Source organism: Enterobacter sp. Crenshaw (genome assembly GCF_024734705.1).
GTDB lineage: Bacteria > Pseudomonadota > Gammaproteobacteria > Enterobacterales > Enterobacteriaceae > Enterobacter > Enterobacter asburiae_B.
In genome coordinates, this window is record NZ_CP102932.1 from 408,394 (window position 1) to 423,606 (window position 15,213).

Below are 15,213 nucleotides of genomic sequence, written 5' to 3' on the forward strand. Positions count from 1 at the left end.
GCACTCCTTAGCGTGGTTTCAGGGTTGCGATAAGAAAGTCTTTCGAGCTTTCCACTTTACCCTGCTGAATTGCGGCGGCCGGGTCGACGTGCTTCGGACACACTTCGGAGCAGTAACCCACAAAGGTACAGCTCCAGACGCCGTTCTGGCTGTTAAGCTGCGCCATACGTTCTTTTTTACCGTGGTCGCGGCTGTCTTCGTTATAGCGGTGCGCCAGGGTAATGGCGGCCGGGCCGATGAATTCCTTGTTCAGGCCAAACTGTGGACAGGCTGCGTAGCACAGGCCGCAGTTGATGCAGCCGGAGAACTGATGATATTTCGCCATCTGAGCCGGCGTCTGGGTATTTGGCCCCTGATCCGGCGTGCGCGGATTACCGATGATGTACGGCTTAATGGCTTCCAGGCTTTCGATAAAGTGGGTCATATCGACCACCAGATCGCGTTCAATCGGGAAGTTGCCCAGCGCTTCGACCTTAATGCCTTTGGTGTACTCGCGCAGGAAGGTCTTACAGGCCAGCTTCGGCACCTTGTTGACCATCATGCCGCAGGAGCCGCAGATTGCCATGCGGCAGGACCAGCGGTAGCTCAGGTCTGGCGCCAGGTTATCTTTGATATAGCCGAGCGCATCCAGCAGGGAGGTTTGCTCGTCATAAGGGACTTCATAGAAAGCGCTGTGCGGTGCGGCGTCCACTTCCGGATTGTAGCGCACCACTTCAACCTTCATTTTTTGCATCTCAGCCATTCGCCTTCTCCTTCTTCTCGGCGGCTTCTGCTTCTGCACCGTACACGCGTTTAGCCGGCGGCAGCGTGGTGATTTTCACGTCGCTGTAGTCCAGACGTGTGGTGCCATCTGCATCGCGCCAGGCGAGAGTGTGTTTCAGGAAATTGACGTCGTCACGTTCGGTACAGCCTTCGTCCAGACGCTGGTGGGCCCCACGCGACTCTTTACGCGCCAGCGCAGAGTGCGCCATACATTCCGCGACGTTCAGACCGTGGCCCAGCTCAATGGTGTAGAGCAGGTCGGTGTTGAATACGCTAGAGGTATCGGTGATGCGTACGCGCTTGAAGCGCTCCTGCAGTTCCGCCAGCTTATCGACGGTTTTTTGCATCAGCTCTGGTGTACGGTAAATACCGCAGCCTTCTTCCATCGACAGGCCCATCTCGTCGCGGATCTTCGACCAGTTCTCGTTACCCTCCTGGTTCACCAGATCTTTCAGGCGTTTTTCAACGTCTGCGACCTGCGCATCCAGCGCGGCACCGTTGGCTTCGCCTGCGGTAGCTGCCCGCTCCATCGCGCGCTCGCCCGCCATGCGGCCAAAGACGACCAGCTCTGCCAGCGAGTTAGACCCCAGACGGTTGGCGCCGTGCAGACCCACGGAGGAACACTCGCCGACGGCGAACAGGCCTTTAATACGGGTTTCGCACTGCTGGTCGGTTTCGATCCCGCCCATGGTGTAGTGCGCGGTTGGACGCACCGGAATCGGCTCTTTCACCGGGTCGACGCCGACGTAAGCTTTCGCCAGCTCGCAGATGAACGGCAGACGTTCCAGCAGTTTCTTCTCGCCAAGGTGACGCAGGTCGAGATAGACCACATCGCCGCGCGGCGTGGAGATGGTGTTGCCTTTGCGCCACTCGTGCCAGAAGGCCTGAGAGACTTTGTCACGCGGGCCGAGTTCCATGTATTTGTTCTTCGGCTCGCCGAGCGGGGTTTCCGGGCCCATGCCGTAATCCTGCAGATAGCGGTAGCCGTTTTTATTGACCAGAATACCGCCTTCACCGCGGCAGCCTTCCGTCATCAGAATGCCGGAGCCCGGCAGGCCGGTTGGGTGATACTGGACGAACTCCATATCGCGCAGCGGTACGCCGTGACCGAGCGCCATGCCCATGCCGTCACCGGTGACGATGCCGCCGTTGGTGTTATAACGATAAACGCGACCCGCACCGCCCGTCGCCATCACTACCGCGTTGGCGCGGATCTGGACAAGCGTGCCTTCCATCATATTCATCGCCACCAGGCCACGCGCCTGTCCGTCATCAACCAGAATGTCGAGGACGAAATGTTCATCGAAGCGCTGAATTTGTGGGAACTGAAGGGAGGTCTGGAACAGGGTGTGCAGCATGTGGAAGCCGGTTTTATCGGCGGCGAACCAGGTGCGTTCAATCTTCATACCGCCAAAGCGGCGAACGTTGACGCTGCCGTCCGGGCGGCGGCTCCACGGACATCCCCACTGTTCAAGCTGGGTCATTTCCGTGGGACAATGATGCACAAAGTAGTCAACGACATCCTGCTCGCAAAGCCAGTCGCCCCCTGCAACCGTGTCGTGGAAATGGTATTCAAAGCTGTCATGATCCTGCGCAACGGCGGCGGATCCTCCTTCTGCTGCCACTGTGTGACTACGCATTGGATAGACTTTTGAAATCAATGCGATTTTAGCGTTGGGATTAGCTTGTGCTGCAGCAATCGCAGCACGTAATCCAGCCCCGCCAGCGCCTATTACGGCAAGATCGGCTTGAAAAGTTTGCACGACATTCCTCCAGATTTTTGTTATTTCGCAACGCGACAAACTAAAGGTAGTTCACCCGTCCAAAAGGACGATTGCGAAAGCGTTTCCACTGCTCCTTTATGGGTAAAACAGTATAACCGTGTAGATGTCAGGGAAATTTGACGTGTTCGATTTTTTTGCTGTTCTGTACGGCGATTTATCATGAAGATTGATGAAATACGTCACGAAAAAGTTCACCTAAATGAAATGCGCTTTTTTACTGCGCAAAATTTGTCTCTGCCCCTGCTAACGAGTAGACTTCGTGCCCTTGTCTGAAATCGGAGAACAACTCATGAGCGAAACGGCCACCTGGCAGCCGAGCGCATCCATCCCTAATCTGTTAAAACGCGCTGCAATTATGGCGGAGATCCGCCGTTTCTTTGCCGACCGCGGAGTCCTGGAGGTGGAAACGCCGTGCATGAGTCAGGCAACGGTAACGGATATTCATCTGGTGCCGTTTGAAACCCGTTTTGTTGGCCCCGGCCACTCTCAGGGCATGAATTTGTATCTGATGACCAGCCCGGAATACCACATGAAACGCCTGCTGGCGGCGGGGTGTGGCCCGGTGTATCAGCTGTGCCGCAGCTTCCGTAATGAAGAGATGGGGCGTCACCACAACCCGGAATTCACCATGCTGGAGTGGTACCGCCCGCATTATGATATGTACCGCCTGATGAATGAGGTGGACGATCTGCTCCAGCAGGTGCTGGACTGCTCGGAAGCCGAAACGCTCTCCTATCAGCAGGCTTTCCAGCGCCATCTGGAAATCGATCCGCTGTCGGCGGACAAAACCCAGCTGCGCGAAGTGGCGGCAAAACTGGATCTGAGCAACGTGGCGGATACCGAAGAGGATCGCGACACGCTGCTGCAGCTGCTGTTTACCTTCGGTGTAGAACCGCAGATTGGCAAAGACCGTCCGACCTTTGTCTACCACTTCCCGGCAAGCCAGGCGTCACTGGCGCAGATCAGTACCGAAGATCATCGTGTCGCAGAGCGTTTTGAGGTCTATTACAAAGGCATCGAACTGGCGAACGGCTTCCACGAACTGACGGATGCCCGCGAGCAGCAGCAGCGCTTCGAGCAGGATAACCGCAAGCGCGCCGCGCGCGGTCTGCCGCAGCAGCCTATTGATGTGAATTTGCTTGAAGCATTAAAAGCAGGTCTGCCGGATTGCTCCGGCGTGGCGCTGGGTGTTGACCGTCTGGTGATGCTGGCCCTGGGCGCAGAGCAGCTTGGCGATGTGATTGCGTTTACCGTAGATCGCGCCTGACGGCAGTTTACCCTCTCCCGCGGGAGAGGGTTGCCCCGCTTACCTTACAAACTTCCCGCCGGGCGCGTACGCGCCGCTGACGTCAGCGTTCTTCCCGTTTTACGCCCGTCCAGGCTTTCGAGACGCATCTGGAACGGTGGGAACGGCATATCAATACCGTGCTCGCGGAAGCCCGCCAGAATCAGCTGGTGGATCTCATGGCGCAGCGGCATACGGTGTCCCATTTCGGCGGCGTAGATGCGCAGCTCGAAAATCTGGATCCCCTGCTGTAAATCCACAAGGAATACTTCCGGCGCCGGGTTGTCGATTACCAGCGAACAGCGCTCAGCCGCAGTGTAGAGGATCTGGGTGACCTCTTCGCTGTTGGCGTCCGACGGCGCCGGTACCGTCAGCACCACGCGGGTAACGGAGTCTGACAGCGACCAGTTGATGAACTGCTCGGTAATAAACGCCTTGTTTGGCACGATGATCTCTTTGCGATCCCAGTCGCTGATCGTCGTCGCGCGGGTGTTGATCTTCGTGATGCTGCCGGTCAAATCGCGGATCGTTACGGTATCGCCAATACGGATCGGTTTTTCGAACAGAATGATCAGGCCAGAGATGAAGTTGGCGAAGATCTCCTGTAAACCAAAACCTAACCCTACACCAAGGGCCGCCACCAGCCACTGCAGCTTCGACCACTCAATACCGATCATCGAGAAGCCAACCAGCCCGCCAAACAGCATGATCAGATATTTGGTAATGGTCGTAATCGCATAGCCCGTCCCCGGCGTTAAATCCAGATGCTGCAGCAGCGCCAGCTCCAGCAGCGCCGGGAAGTTGCGTACCAGCTGCGTGGTGATGATCAGCACCAGAATGGCAATCAGCACCGCCCCTAAGGTAATCGGCTCCAGGCTTTCAACACCCTGCACCGTAGACGTCACGTCCCAGAGAGAGATGTTCTCCAGGAAGCCGAATGCGGAGTGGATCTCTGACCACAGGAAGATGACCGAGAGGAGGGCAATCAGCATCAGTATGGAACGAACCAGGCGCAGGGACTGGGTACTGATGGCATCCAGATCCAGCTCGACTTCGTCCGCTTCCGTTGTGCCTTCCGTACTGTTGACGTGGTTTGGCTCTTCTTCACCACGCGCGCGCTGGGCGAGGATCTCCGCCCGGCGATGCTTGGCACGATCGAAGGCCAGACGGCGGCGCTGGATCAGCATCCAGCGGCGGATCACGTGGTACACCACCAGCAGCAGGAACCAGATGGCCACCGAGGTTTCCAGCCGCGCCAGCAGCGCCTGCGCGGTTGCCAGATAGCCCACCGCGGCTGCCAGCATCGCAAACAGCGGCGCGCTAAGCAGCAGGTTCCAGAGCAGCCGGTTGAACATGTTTTCGCCGCTGCCGGATTTATCGAGATAGAGCGGAATACCCGCGCGTTTCAGGCTGAGCGTGACGATGGCCAGCGCCCCGCATATCAGCATAAAGCAGAGGCGGCCCAGCGAGCCTGAGAATTCCCGGTCGTTGAGATTATCGAACATGATCAGCGCCATAATCAGCGGCACAATCAGCCCGATGCTCATCAGGTAGTAACGCATGGCGCGCGCAACGCGATTACGCGGCCAGCCAAAGTGGGTGATAAACAGGCCATTGGGGCGCGCGAAGGTGGCGCAAATCATGACCACCCACAGCAGCGGCACCGTGGCGGTGACGCCATCGCCAATCGCGACCGCGAGCGGATAGGGCCAGGCTTCCCGCAGGCCATACCCCAGCGTCATCCACAGCACCGGCAGCGGAGAGGCGACAAGAATCGACCAGAATACGGTGCGCAACGTCAGCCAGAAGTGATCCTGGGTGACTTTCCCGACCCGGGAGCTGGAACGCTCCAGGAAGCGGGTGAAATGTCTGCGCGAGTAAATGCTGAAGCCCACCAGAATCAACGCCCCCAGCAGCGGGAAAATGGTTTCTTTGCTGGTAAACATCATCACGCTGGCCTGTCCCAGCTGGCTGACGGTGTCCAGCGAAATCAGGCGGCGCAGGTCCTGGACAATCTCAATCGGCCACGAGAAGGTCATCGGACGCACGTCGGACGTCCAGAAGAGATAACGGTGCGTAGCCTCGTTCACCTCTTTCAGCGCATCTTCCAGCTGGCTATTGGAGACTTTTAGCTTGGTCAGCTCCAGAATCAGCGTATCCCCGCCCTGGAGCAGGGAGTTCAGCAGCTCACGCTGGGTACGCAGCTGGGCTTCCAGAATGCGGTTTTGCTCGCTGGTCAGGGGCTGGCCGTCAGCCTGACGGATCTGGCGGATTTGCGGCTGTTTATTGAGAAGATCTTCAAAGTGCAGTCGCTGAACGCGCAGCTGGGCCATCTCGGTATCCAGCTGTTGCGGCTTCGGCATTTCAGGCAGGCGCGCGACTTGGGCGCGCAACGCTTCGCCCAGCAGGTTTGATGACCCGAGCCACTGGGACTGCTCGCGCAGGGTGTTGAGCGCCTGGCGAACCTGCAGGGTTTGATTGGTGGCCTGACGCTGCTGCGAGGCAACCAGATCCATGCGCTGCGCCTGCTGATTCAGCGCGGCAGAAAGCTCGCGGTTGACCCTGAATTGTTCGTTGATACCGGCAGGCAGGTTTTCGCTGTTTTCCGCCAGCAGTTCGGTGCTTTCAAGGGCACGCTCGGCTTCGCGCTGACGCTGGCTGTTAAGCTGATTGCGCAGGGCCTGGAGATACGCATCCAGCTGCTCGCTCTGCTTCTGAGCGAGTTCAGAGCGCATCCGCGACAGCTCCTGGCGGTTATTGGCGGAAAGCTGCGCCAGCTCCAGCTCATCGACAAGGGCCTTCAGGCGAGCCGATTCTGCCTGCAGGCCCAGATTTTGAGCCTGAGCCTGTGGCGTATTGCCGCTTTGCGTACCCACGCGACGCTCAACCTCATTAAGCTGGCGGCGGGCATCGGTTTGCTGCTGCGGAAGCTGGCTGAGGGAGTCGGCAATTTCACGCGCTCGCTCCTGCTCCTGCTGGGCAAGGCGGCTCTTTTCCAGAAGCTGGCTGCTGACCTGCAGGATCTCCTGGTTCAGGGCGTCGGAGGTCATGCCTGCTGGCACATCGCGCGGTTCGTCACGCAAATTATTGAGCTGCGCGCGTAGCGTCTGCGAGAGTTTGGGGAAATTGTCGATAACCTGCTGATACTGCTGAGCGCGCTCAAGAGAGCCTTTCCGCTCCTCAAGCGCGTTCAGGGCAGCCTGGAGCGACTCGACGGTCTCTGGCTGAGCGGGTTTAGCCGCTTTTGCCTGCTCCAGTTCCTGGGTTATCTGTTTGGCGTCGGGGGCTGTCGCTGCGTACGCCCCCATGCTGAGGCACCAGGCCATCAGTAGAACGATAATCGGGCGCACGTCAGCGATCCTTCTGTTGTTAGCCTTCGTCTTTTTTGTCGTCAACCAGCGGGCTGGCGTCGTGCTCGGCGTTGATTTCTTCCTGCGGTAGCGGCGCTGGTTCTGCATCCGGCGTCACGAAGGTTTCGGTAGAGACCGCCAGCGGCTGGCCCAGTTTGGTGACCGACAGGCTTTCGAGTTGTTCAGCCAGCTTCACTTTGCCCGGCGCAAACAGGTTGATTACGGTAGAGCCCAGCTTGAAGCGACCCATCTCCTGACCTTTCAGCAGGGCCACCGAGCCTTCCGCTTCACCGGCAGGCCAGGTCCAGCGTTTGATCACGCCTTCGCGCGGTGGGGTGATGGTGCCGGCCCAGACGGTTTCGATGCTGCCTACGATGGTCGCACCGACCAGAATCTGTGCCATAGGGCCAAATTCAGTATCGAACAGACAGATGACGCGCTCGTTGCGGGCAAACAGGTTCGGCACGTTCTGCGCGGTCAGGTGGTTTACTGAGAACAGGTCTCCCGGGACGTAAATCATTTCACGCAGGATACCGTTACACGGCATGTGCACGCGATGGTAGTCGCGCGGTGAAAGATAGGTGGTGGCAAAGGTACCGTTGCGGAACAGATCCGCCATCAGGTAGTTACCCGCCAGCAGCGCTTCCAGACTGTAGTTATGGCCCTTCGCCTGCAGGATTTTGTCGTCTTCGATATTACCCAACTGGCTGATCACGCCGTCTGCCGGCATCACCAGGACGTTAGGGTCGGTGTTCAGCGGGCGCACTTCGTCACGCAGCGGGCGTACGAAGAACTCGTTGAAGGTGCGGTAGCTGGCGGTATCCGGCTTCTGCGCCTCTTTCATATCGACCTTGTAATATTTTACGAAAAGGTCGATGACCAGTTTGGTCAGCCAGCCCGCGCGTTTGCTTGCGCCCCAGCCCGCCAGGCGAGTGAGCCACAGTTTTGGCAGAATGTATTGAAGCGAAAGTTTAAATGCGTTTAACAAGGTAGCCTCCAGGCCATTGTTTTGTCGTTCCTGATCCGGCGTTAAGCCGCCGGAACCTGAAAAAAGGGGACGATTTTAGCGATGCTTAGCTTAGTTGTCAGTTATCAGAATCAGAAAAGTTTTTACGCGTTTTTACGTCTTCCATGCTCTCAAGAATGCGGTGGTAATTCTCGAAGCGGGTTTCCGCGATCTCGCCTTTCTCAACCGCTTCACGGATAGCGCAGCCTGGGTCGTTATCGTGCTTACAGTCGCGGTATTTACAGGCGCCTAAATAATCATGGAATTCGACAAATCCGTTAAAGATTTGTTCCGGCTCAAGGTGCCACAAACCGAACTCACGCACGCCCGGGGAGTCGATCACGTCCCCGCCGTGCGGGAAATGATACAGACGCGAGGCGGTGGTGGTGTGCTGGCCCAGGCCAGAGACGTTGGACACATCGTTGGTCAGGATCTCTTGCTGGAGGCCAAGCAGGTTGTTCAGCAGGCTCGATTTACCTACGCCGGACTGGCCCGCAAAGATGCTGATGCGGTCGGTCAGCGCCTCTTCCAGCGGTTTAAGGCCATCTTTGGTGTGGCTGGAGACCATCAGCACGCGGTAACCAATCTTGCGGTAGATATCCATCTGCTCATTCACGAAGGCCATACCGTCGTCATCCAGCAGATCGATTTTGTTCAACACGATAATCGGTTCAACCTGCAGCGTTTCGCAGGCGACGAGATATCGGTCGATAATGTTGAGCGAAAGTTCGGGCAAAATCGCCGAAACAATGACGATCTGGTTAATGTTGGCGGCAATAGGTTTGACCCCGTCGTAGAAATCGGGACGGGTTAACACGGACGTGCGCTCATGAACCGCTTCAACGATACCTTTTACCGTAACGCCTTCCGCCGCCTCTTTACCCGGTCGCCAGACCACGCGATCGCCGGTAACCAGTGAACGGATGGTGCGACGGATATTGCAACGGTGAATATCCCCGTCGGCGGATTCGACATCGGCATGCATACCGAAACGGCTGATGACTACGCCTTCTGTCGCTTCACCAAACAGGTTGTCGTCATAATCCGGCTTCTCCGAAGTGGTTTTAAGACGGCGCTGGTGGTTGGCGTTTACGCGGCGCTGCTGCCCTTTGGAGAGTTTATTTTTACTCAATCGCGCTGGCTCCTGGTCGCCCGTAAGGGGCAAAACCTCTATGATACACTCTAATTAATACTAGTTAACCTGCTACTGCCGGTTATGCGAGAAGGGTGGAAAATAACATGAGCGCGGATGAAAACAACCTGATTTGGATCGATCTCGAAATGACCGGGCTGGATCCCGAGCGCGATCGCATCATTGAAATTGCAACGCTGGTGACGGACGCTAACCTGAATATCCTGGCTGAAGGGCCAACGATTGCGGTGCATCAGTCCGACGACCAGCTGGCTTTGATGGATGAATGGAACGTGCGCACCCACACCGGCAGTGGCCTGGTAGAGCGCGTGAAGGCGAGCACGTTCGGCGATCGCGAGGCGGAGCTGGCGACGCTTGAGTTCCTGAAACAGTGGGTTCCGGCAGGCAAATCGCCTATCTGTGGGAATAGCATCGGCCAGGATCGCCGTTTCCTGTTTAAGTACATGCCGGAGCTGGAGTCATATTTCCACTACCGCTATCTGGATGTCAGCACCCTGAAAGAGCTGGCGCGTCGCTGGAAGCCTGAAATCCTCGACGGCTTCAAAAAGCAGGGGACTCACCAGGCGATGGACGATATCCGTGAGTCTGTGGCGGAGCTTTCCTACTACCGCGAAAACTTTATTAAGCTGTGATTTTGCGATCCGGCGCCTTGCGTGGCCGGGTTTTTGTCGTTAAATTGTTCAGCTTGCCGATTAATTAAGCATTTGAACTTAATTTCGAAAAAATCGCTTTAAGGGGGGTTGCAGCTAAAAGGATTTCTCGTATAATGCGCCTCCCGTAACGACAGAGAATTACACGTTACGACAGCAACAAAAGCAGTGCAGATTTGCGGGAATAGCTCAGTTGGTAGAGCACGACCTTGCCAAGGTCGGGGTCGCGAGTTCGAGTCTCGTTTCCCGCTCCAAAATTTGAAAAGTGCTTCCAAAGCACGGACCACCCAAGCGGGAATAGCTCAGTTGGTAGAGCACGACCTTGCCAAGGTCGGGGTCGCGAGTTCGAGTCTCGTTTCCCGCTCCAAAATTTGAAAGTGCTTCTAAAGCACGGACCACCCAAGCGGGAATAGCTCAGTTGGTAGAGCACGACCTTGCCAAGGTCGGGGTCGCGAGTTCGAGTCTCGTTTCCCGCTCCAAATTCTTCTTAATCTCTAAAATATCCACAGCGAAAAGAGTCGTTGGGGACGTTTTCTATTGTCTCTGAAATACTCTTGTGAACAGAGTTATCCACAGAAACTACGCTTAACCGTAACAGGGTTAAAGCTTAGCAGGGTGAATAATATCTTTGTAACGCGCTGTATTTAGTAAATAAATTTTCATTTCAAAATGTTATTGAGATCACTTGACCTCTTCTCCAGCCCAGATGGCGCTTGAGTTTGTAATTTTATTCACAGGCTGTGAATAGTTCAGGCATCCCGCGTAAGCCCTTTTTCAATTACCCGCACCAGACGCTGTTTCTTCGGTAGCTGCACCTCGATCGTGCAGGCATTACGCTTCTCTATTTGCTGCGCAATCGCCCATTCTATGTGTTCATCAAGAAGTGGGTGCTCACCTTTACGGCTTTCAAGCGCCCGAATATTCGCTTCATCCCACGGGGCATTACCCAGCGCGACGGCAACATTACGCAGCCAGCGCAGATGACCGATACGGCGAATGGCCGAACCTTCCGTCACTTTCAGGAACCAGGCTTCGGTCCAGGCGAATAACTCAATGAGCTGCGGCGCATGCAGCGCCTTACGCGGGCTGAAATCCTCTTCGTCCGTGAGCTGCGAATAGCGGTTCCACGGGCAGATCAGCTGGCAGTCGTCGCAGCCGTAGATGCGGTTGCCGATAAGCGGTCGAAATTCCTCTGGAATGGCCCCTTCCAGTTCGATAGTGAGGTAGGAGATGCAGCGGCGCGCATCAACGGTGTAAGGCTCGACGATGGCACCCGTCGGACAGATGGTCATGCAGGCCACGCAGCGTCCGCAGCCTTCCTCTACCGGGCCGTCTACCGGCAGCGGTAAATCAATCAGCAGTTCACCCAGGAAGAAGAACGATCCGGCGTCGCGGCTAAGGATAAGTGAGTGCTTACCTGTCCAGCCAAGCCCGGCTTTTTCGGCGATCGGGCGCTCAAGAATAGGCGCAGAATCGACAAAGGGTCTAAAATTCAGCGAAACACAGTGCTGCTGAATAGTTTCCCCGAGTTTTTTTAAACGGTTACGCAAGAGCTTATGGTAATCACGTCCCAGGGCGTACCGGCTGACGTAACCCAGAGAGGGATTTTTTAGCGTGCGCGCAAAGGCCGCGTTGGCGGGCAGATAGTTCATGCGCACGCTGATGACGCGTAATGTGCCCGGCAAAAGCTCGTGAGGGCGGGCGCGCATCATGCCATGACGCGCCATCCATTCCATTTCGCCGTGGTATTGTTTGTCCAGCCAGGCCTGCAGTTTTGGCTCGCTGGCGGAAAGGTCGGTATCGGTAATGCCCACCTTCTGGAAGCCAAGCTCAGCACCCCACTGTTTTATTTTTTGCGCTAATTCATTGAGATCGAGGGGCTGTGACATGACGGACCATACGGTGAAGAAAAACCCCGCAAGTATACCACATTCCATCTGGCATGCGGATGACCTCCGGCGCGCCGAAAAAGAGGCCGCAGACAGCCTCGGGATTACCCTTTATGAACTGATGCTGCGCGCGGGTGAGGCGGCGTTTAATGTTGCCCGCAGCGCGTACCCTCAGGCCGCCCGCTGGCTGATTCTGTGCGGTTACGGCAATAACGGCGGCGACGGCTACGTCGTCGCCCGTCTCGCGGTTGCGGCAGGTATCCGCGTGACGTTGCTGGCCCTGGAGAGTGATAAACCGCTGCCTGAAGAGGCCAGCGCGGCGCGGGAGGCGTGGCTTAACGCAGGCGGTGTGATTCATGCGCCTGATATCGTCTGGCCGGAAGAGGTGGATCTGATTGTTGACGGTCTGCTGGGTACCGGGCTACGCAGTGCGCCTCGTGAGAATATTGCCGCCCTTATTGAACACGCTAACAGACACTCCGCGCCGGTCGTCGCCCTGGATATTCCCTCAGGCCTGATCGCACAAACCGGCGCGACGCCGGGAGCGGTGATTCAGGCTGCACATACGGTAACCTTCATCGCCCTCAAGCCGGGGCTACTGACCGGTAAAGCACGAGACGTTGTTGGCGTGCTGCACCACCATGCGCTGGGGCTGGAGAGCTGGCTGTCCGGGCAGGAAACGCACCTCGCGCGTTTTGATGCATCCCAGCTGGCTGCGTGGCTCCCGCCGCGCCGGCAGACGTCCCATAAGGGCGATCACGGCAGGCTGGTGATTATTGGCGGCGATCATGGTACGGCAGGTGCGATTCGCATGACCGGCGAGGCGGCTCTGCGCTGCGGTGCCGGATTAGTGCGAGTACTCACTCGCATTGAGAATATTGCGCCGATCGTTACGGCCCGACCGGAGCTGATGGTCCATGAGCTTACGCCTCAGTCGCTTGAAGAAAGCCTGGAATGGGCGGACGTGGTGGCGATCGGCCCCGGGCTTGGGCAGCAGGCATGGGGCAAACAGGCCCTGCAAAAGATCGAGAATTTTCGTAAACCGATGCTGTGGGATGCCGACGCGCTCAACCTTCTGGCAATAAACCCCGATAAGCGTCACAATCGCATTCTGACGCCACACCCCGGCGAAGCCGCGCGCCTGCTTAACTGCAGCGTGGCAGAAATTGAAAGCGATCGCTTACTTTCTGCTCAGCGTCTGGTAAAACGTTACGGAGGTGTTGCTGTTTTGAAAGGGGCAGGAACCGTTGTTGCCAGTGACGAGACGCAGGGCATTATTGATGCCGGAAATGCGGGCATGGCAAGCGGCGGCATGGGCGATGTGCTTTCCGGCATCATTGGCGCATTGCTTGGACAGAAACTTCCCCTTTATGATGCAGCCTGCGCGGGCTGCGTGGCCCACGGTGTCGCGGCGGATAAACTGGCCGCGCGTTACGGTACACGCGGCATGCTGGCCACCGATCTTTTTTGCACGCTGCGGCGTGTTGTTAACCCGGATGTGATTGACGTAGAAAATGACTAATCGAGCGATTCCTTTACCTGATGAACAAGCCACTTTAGAACTCGGCAAGCGCGTGGCGCAGGCCTGTCAGGGGGCAACCGTCATTTATCTGTATGGTGATTTAGGTGCGGGTAAAACCACCTTCAGCCGGGGTTTTTTGCAGGCGTTAGGGCATAACGGGAATGTGAAAAGCCCAACCTACACGCTGGTAGAACCGTACACCCTTGAAAATCTCATGGTGTATCACTTCGATTTATACCGCCTTGCGGATCCTGAGGAGCTGGAATTTATGGGGATCCGTGATTATTTTGCCAACGACGCCATTTGCCTGGTGGAGTGGCCGCAACAAGGTGCGGGTGTGCTGCCTGACCCGGATGTCGAAATTCACTTAGATTACCAGGCACAAGGGCGTGAGGCACGCATCAGTGCTGTTTCCTCATCAGGCAGTTCCTTACTGGCTCGACTGGCCGGTTAAGCGTAGGGATGACGGGATGATAAATCGCGTTAAAGGTTGGTTGTTGGCTGCCACCGTGCTGCTGTGCGCGCAGGCCGGGGCGGCAAACCTCTCAGATATTCAGGTATCAAACGGCGAAAGCCAGGCCCGGATCACGTTCAGCTTTATGGGCGATCCTGAATATGCGTTCTCACAGCCAGACAGCCACAGCGTGGCGCTGGATATCAAACAAACAGGCGTGATCCAGGGGCTACCACTGCGGTTCAGCGGTAACAACCTGGTGAAAAGTATCCGTTCGGGAACGCCGCAGGATAGCCAGTCGTTACGCCTGGTGGTCGATCTGACCGAAAAGGGCAAAACGAAGGCGGTGAAGCAGCAAAACGGGGCGAACTATACGGTGGTGTTTACCATCAATGCCGACGCACCGCCACCGCCTCCACCGCCGCCGGTCGTAGCGAAGCGCGTGGAAGAACCGGTGTATACGCCGCGTCCTTCTGAACCTGCGCGTAATCCGTTTAAATCGCAGAACGACCGCATTACTGCGGCAACCAGCAGCGATACGGTGACGCGCCCTGCGGCCAGCGCGCGACGCGCGACGGTCAGCGGTGACAAAGTGATTATCGCCATTGATGCGGGCCACGGTGGGGAAGACCCGGGGGCGATTGGCCCTGGCGGCACGCGAGAAAAAAACGTCACTATCGCGATCGCGCGGAAACTGCGTTCGCTGCTCAATGACGACCCCATGTTTAAAGGCGTGTTGACCCGCGACGGGGACTACTTTATCTCCGTAATGGGACGCTCGGACGTGGCGCGTAAGCAAAACGCGAACTTCCTGGTCTCTATTCATGCGGACGCCGCACCGAATCGTAGCGCCACCGGCGCCTCGGTTTGGGTGCTGTCGAACCGTCGCGCTAACAGCGAAATGGCCAACTGGCTGGAAGAGCACGAGAAGCAGTCTGAACTGTTAGGCGGCGCGGGCGACGTGCTGGCGAACAGCCAGTCCGATCCGTACCTCAGCCAGGCGGTGCTGGATTTACAGTTCGGTCATTCGCAGCGCGTCGGGTATGATGTCGCCACTAACGTATTGAACCAGCTGCAAAGCGTTGGCGTGCTGCATAAGCGCCGTCCGGAACATGCCAGCCTCGGCGTTCTGCGCTCCCCGGATATTCCGTCCATCCTTGTAGAGACGGGCTTTATCAGTAACAACGGTGAAGAGCGTCTGTTGGGAAGCGACAGTTACCAGCAGCAAATTGCCGAAGCGATTTATAACGGTTTACGTAAATATTTTGAGGCGCATCCTCTGCAGTCTGCGCCGCAGAGCGGCTCAGCACAGACGGCCAGCGCAGCGCTGCCGGGTGAGATGACCGCGACCAACTAAG

General features: G+C 57.0%; 11 protein-coding genes and 3 tRNA genes. 8 read left to right on the forward strand and 6 right to left on the reverse strand.

Annotated elements, in window-relative coordinates:
- Positions 1–7: 7 nt before the first annotated feature.
- Both NWV12_RS01910 and frdA read right to left on the reverse strand, forming a co-directional pair.
- Positions 8–742, reverse strand: coding sequence for a succinate dehydrogenase/fumarate reductase iron-sulfur subunit (locus NWV12_RS01910; RefSeq protein ID WP_023310124.1), 735 nt, complete (start codon positions 740–742; stop codon positions 8–10).
- Positions 735–2,525 (reverse strand): fumarate reductase (quinol) flavoprotein subunit, encoded by a 1,791-nt coding sequence (gene frdA / locus NWV12_RS01915; protein ID WP_023310125.1) that lies wholly within the window; start codon positions 2,523–2,525, stop codon positions 735–737. Before frdA ends, NWV12_RS01910 begins: the two co-directional genes overlap by 8 nt.
- A 310-nt stretch (positions 2,526–2,835) precedes the next feature.
- Here frdA and epmA point away from each other — a divergent pair, with 310 nt between their 5' ends.
- The gene (gene epmA / locus NWV12_RS01920; RefSeq protein WP_024907345.1) at positions 2,836–3,813 is read left to right on the forward strand and encodes an elongation factor P--(R)-beta-lysine ligase; all 978 of its coding nucleotides are present in this window, start codon (positions 2,836–2,838) and stop codon (positions 3,811–3,813) included.
- Positions 3,814–3,857: 44 nt separating this feature from the next.
- Here the strand turns inward: epmA and mscM are convergent, their stop codons facing one another.
- The 3 genes from mscM to rsgA all read right to left on the reverse strand — a co-directional run bounded on the left by mscM (position 3,858) and on the right by rsgA (position 9,319).
- Positions 3,858–7,181, reverse strand: a complete 3,324-nt coding sequence (mscM, locus tag NWV12_RS01925) for a miniconductance mechanosensitive channel MscM (protein WP_039261016.1) — start codon at positions 7,179–7,181, stop codon at positions 3,858–3,860.
- Between the two features lie 19 nt (positions 7,182–7,200).
- On the reverse strand, positions 7,201–8,169 hold the full coding sequence (gene asd / locus NWV12_RS01930) for an archaetidylserine decarboxylase (protein ID WP_033144458.1): 969 nt from the start codon (positions 8,167–8,169) through the stop codon (positions 7,201–7,203).
- A 97-nt stretch (positions 8,170–8,266) separates the two neighbouring features.
- Positions 8,267–9,319, reverse strand: a complete 1,053-nt coding sequence (gene rsgA / locus NWV12_RS01935; RefSeq protein ID WP_023334242.1) for a small ribosomal subunit biogenesis GTPase RsgA — start codon at positions 9,317–9,319, stop codon at positions 8,267–8,269.
- A 107-nt stretch (positions 9,320–9,426) separates the two neighbouring features.
- Here rsgA and orn point away from each other — a divergent pair, with 107 nt between their 5' ends.
- From orn to NWV12_RS01955, 4 genes are all read left to right on the forward strand, one after another.
- A complete protein-coding gene (gene orn / locus NWV12_RS01940) occupies positions 9,427–9,972 on the forward strand; it encodes an oligoribonuclease (RefSeq protein WP_023310130.1) in 546 nt (181 codons plus the stop codon).
- Positions 9,973–10,168: 196 nt separating this feature from the next.
- Positions 10,169–10,244 (forward strand) — tRNA-Gly (locus NWV12_RS01945).
- A 37-nt stretch (positions 10,245–10,281) separates the two neighbouring features.
- Positions 10,282–10,357: transfer RNA gene (locus tag NWV12_RS01950), tRNA-Gly, on the forward strand.
- Positions 10,358–10,393: 36 nt separating this feature from the next.
- Positions 10,394–10,469 (forward strand) — tRNA-Gly (locus NWV12_RS01955).
- A 270-nt stretch (positions 10,470–10,739) separates the two neighbouring features.
- Here the strand turns inward: NWV12_RS01955 and queG are convergent.
- The gene (gene queG / locus NWV12_RS01960; RefSeq protein ID WP_048979083.1) at positions 10,740–11,879 is read right to left on the reverse strand and encodes a tRNA epoxyqueuosine(34) reductase QueG; all 1,140 of its coding nucleotides are present in this window, start codon (positions 11,877–11,879) and stop codon (positions 10,740–10,742) included.
- Between queG and nnr the strand changes: the two genes are divergently transcribed.
- The 3 genes from nnr to amiB are packed head-to-tail and all read left to right on the forward strand — an operon-like array spanning position 11,878 to position 15,212.
- The gene (gene nnr / locus NWV12_RS01965) at positions 11,878–13,401 is read left to right on the forward strand and encodes a bifunctional ADP-dependent NAD(P)H-hydrate dehydratase/NAD(P)H-hydrate epimerase (protein ID WP_048979084.1); all 1,524 of its coding nucleotides are present in this window, start codon (positions 11,878–11,880) and stop codon (positions 13,399–13,401) included. The two genes, queG and nnr, sit on opposite strands and share 2 nt — an antisense overlap.
- The gene (gene tsaE / locus NWV12_RS01970; protein ID WP_013095283.1) at positions 13,394–13,855 is read left to right on the forward strand and encodes a tRNA (adenosine(37)-N6)-threonylcarbamoyltransferase complex ATPase subunit type 1 TsaE; all 462 of its coding nucleotides are present in this window, start codon (positions 13,394–13,396) and stop codon (positions 13,853–13,855) included. Before nnr ends, tsaE begins: the two co-directional genes overlap by 8 nt.
- A gap of 16 nt (positions 13,856–13,871) precedes the next feature.
- Positions 13,872–15,212, forward strand: a complete 1,341-nt coding sequence (amiB, locus tag NWV12_RS01975) for an N-acetylmuramoyl-L-alanine amidase AmiB (RefSeq protein ID WP_048979085.1) — start codon at positions 13,872–13,874, stop codon at positions 15,210–15,212.
- Position 15,213: the final 1 nt, after the last annotated feature.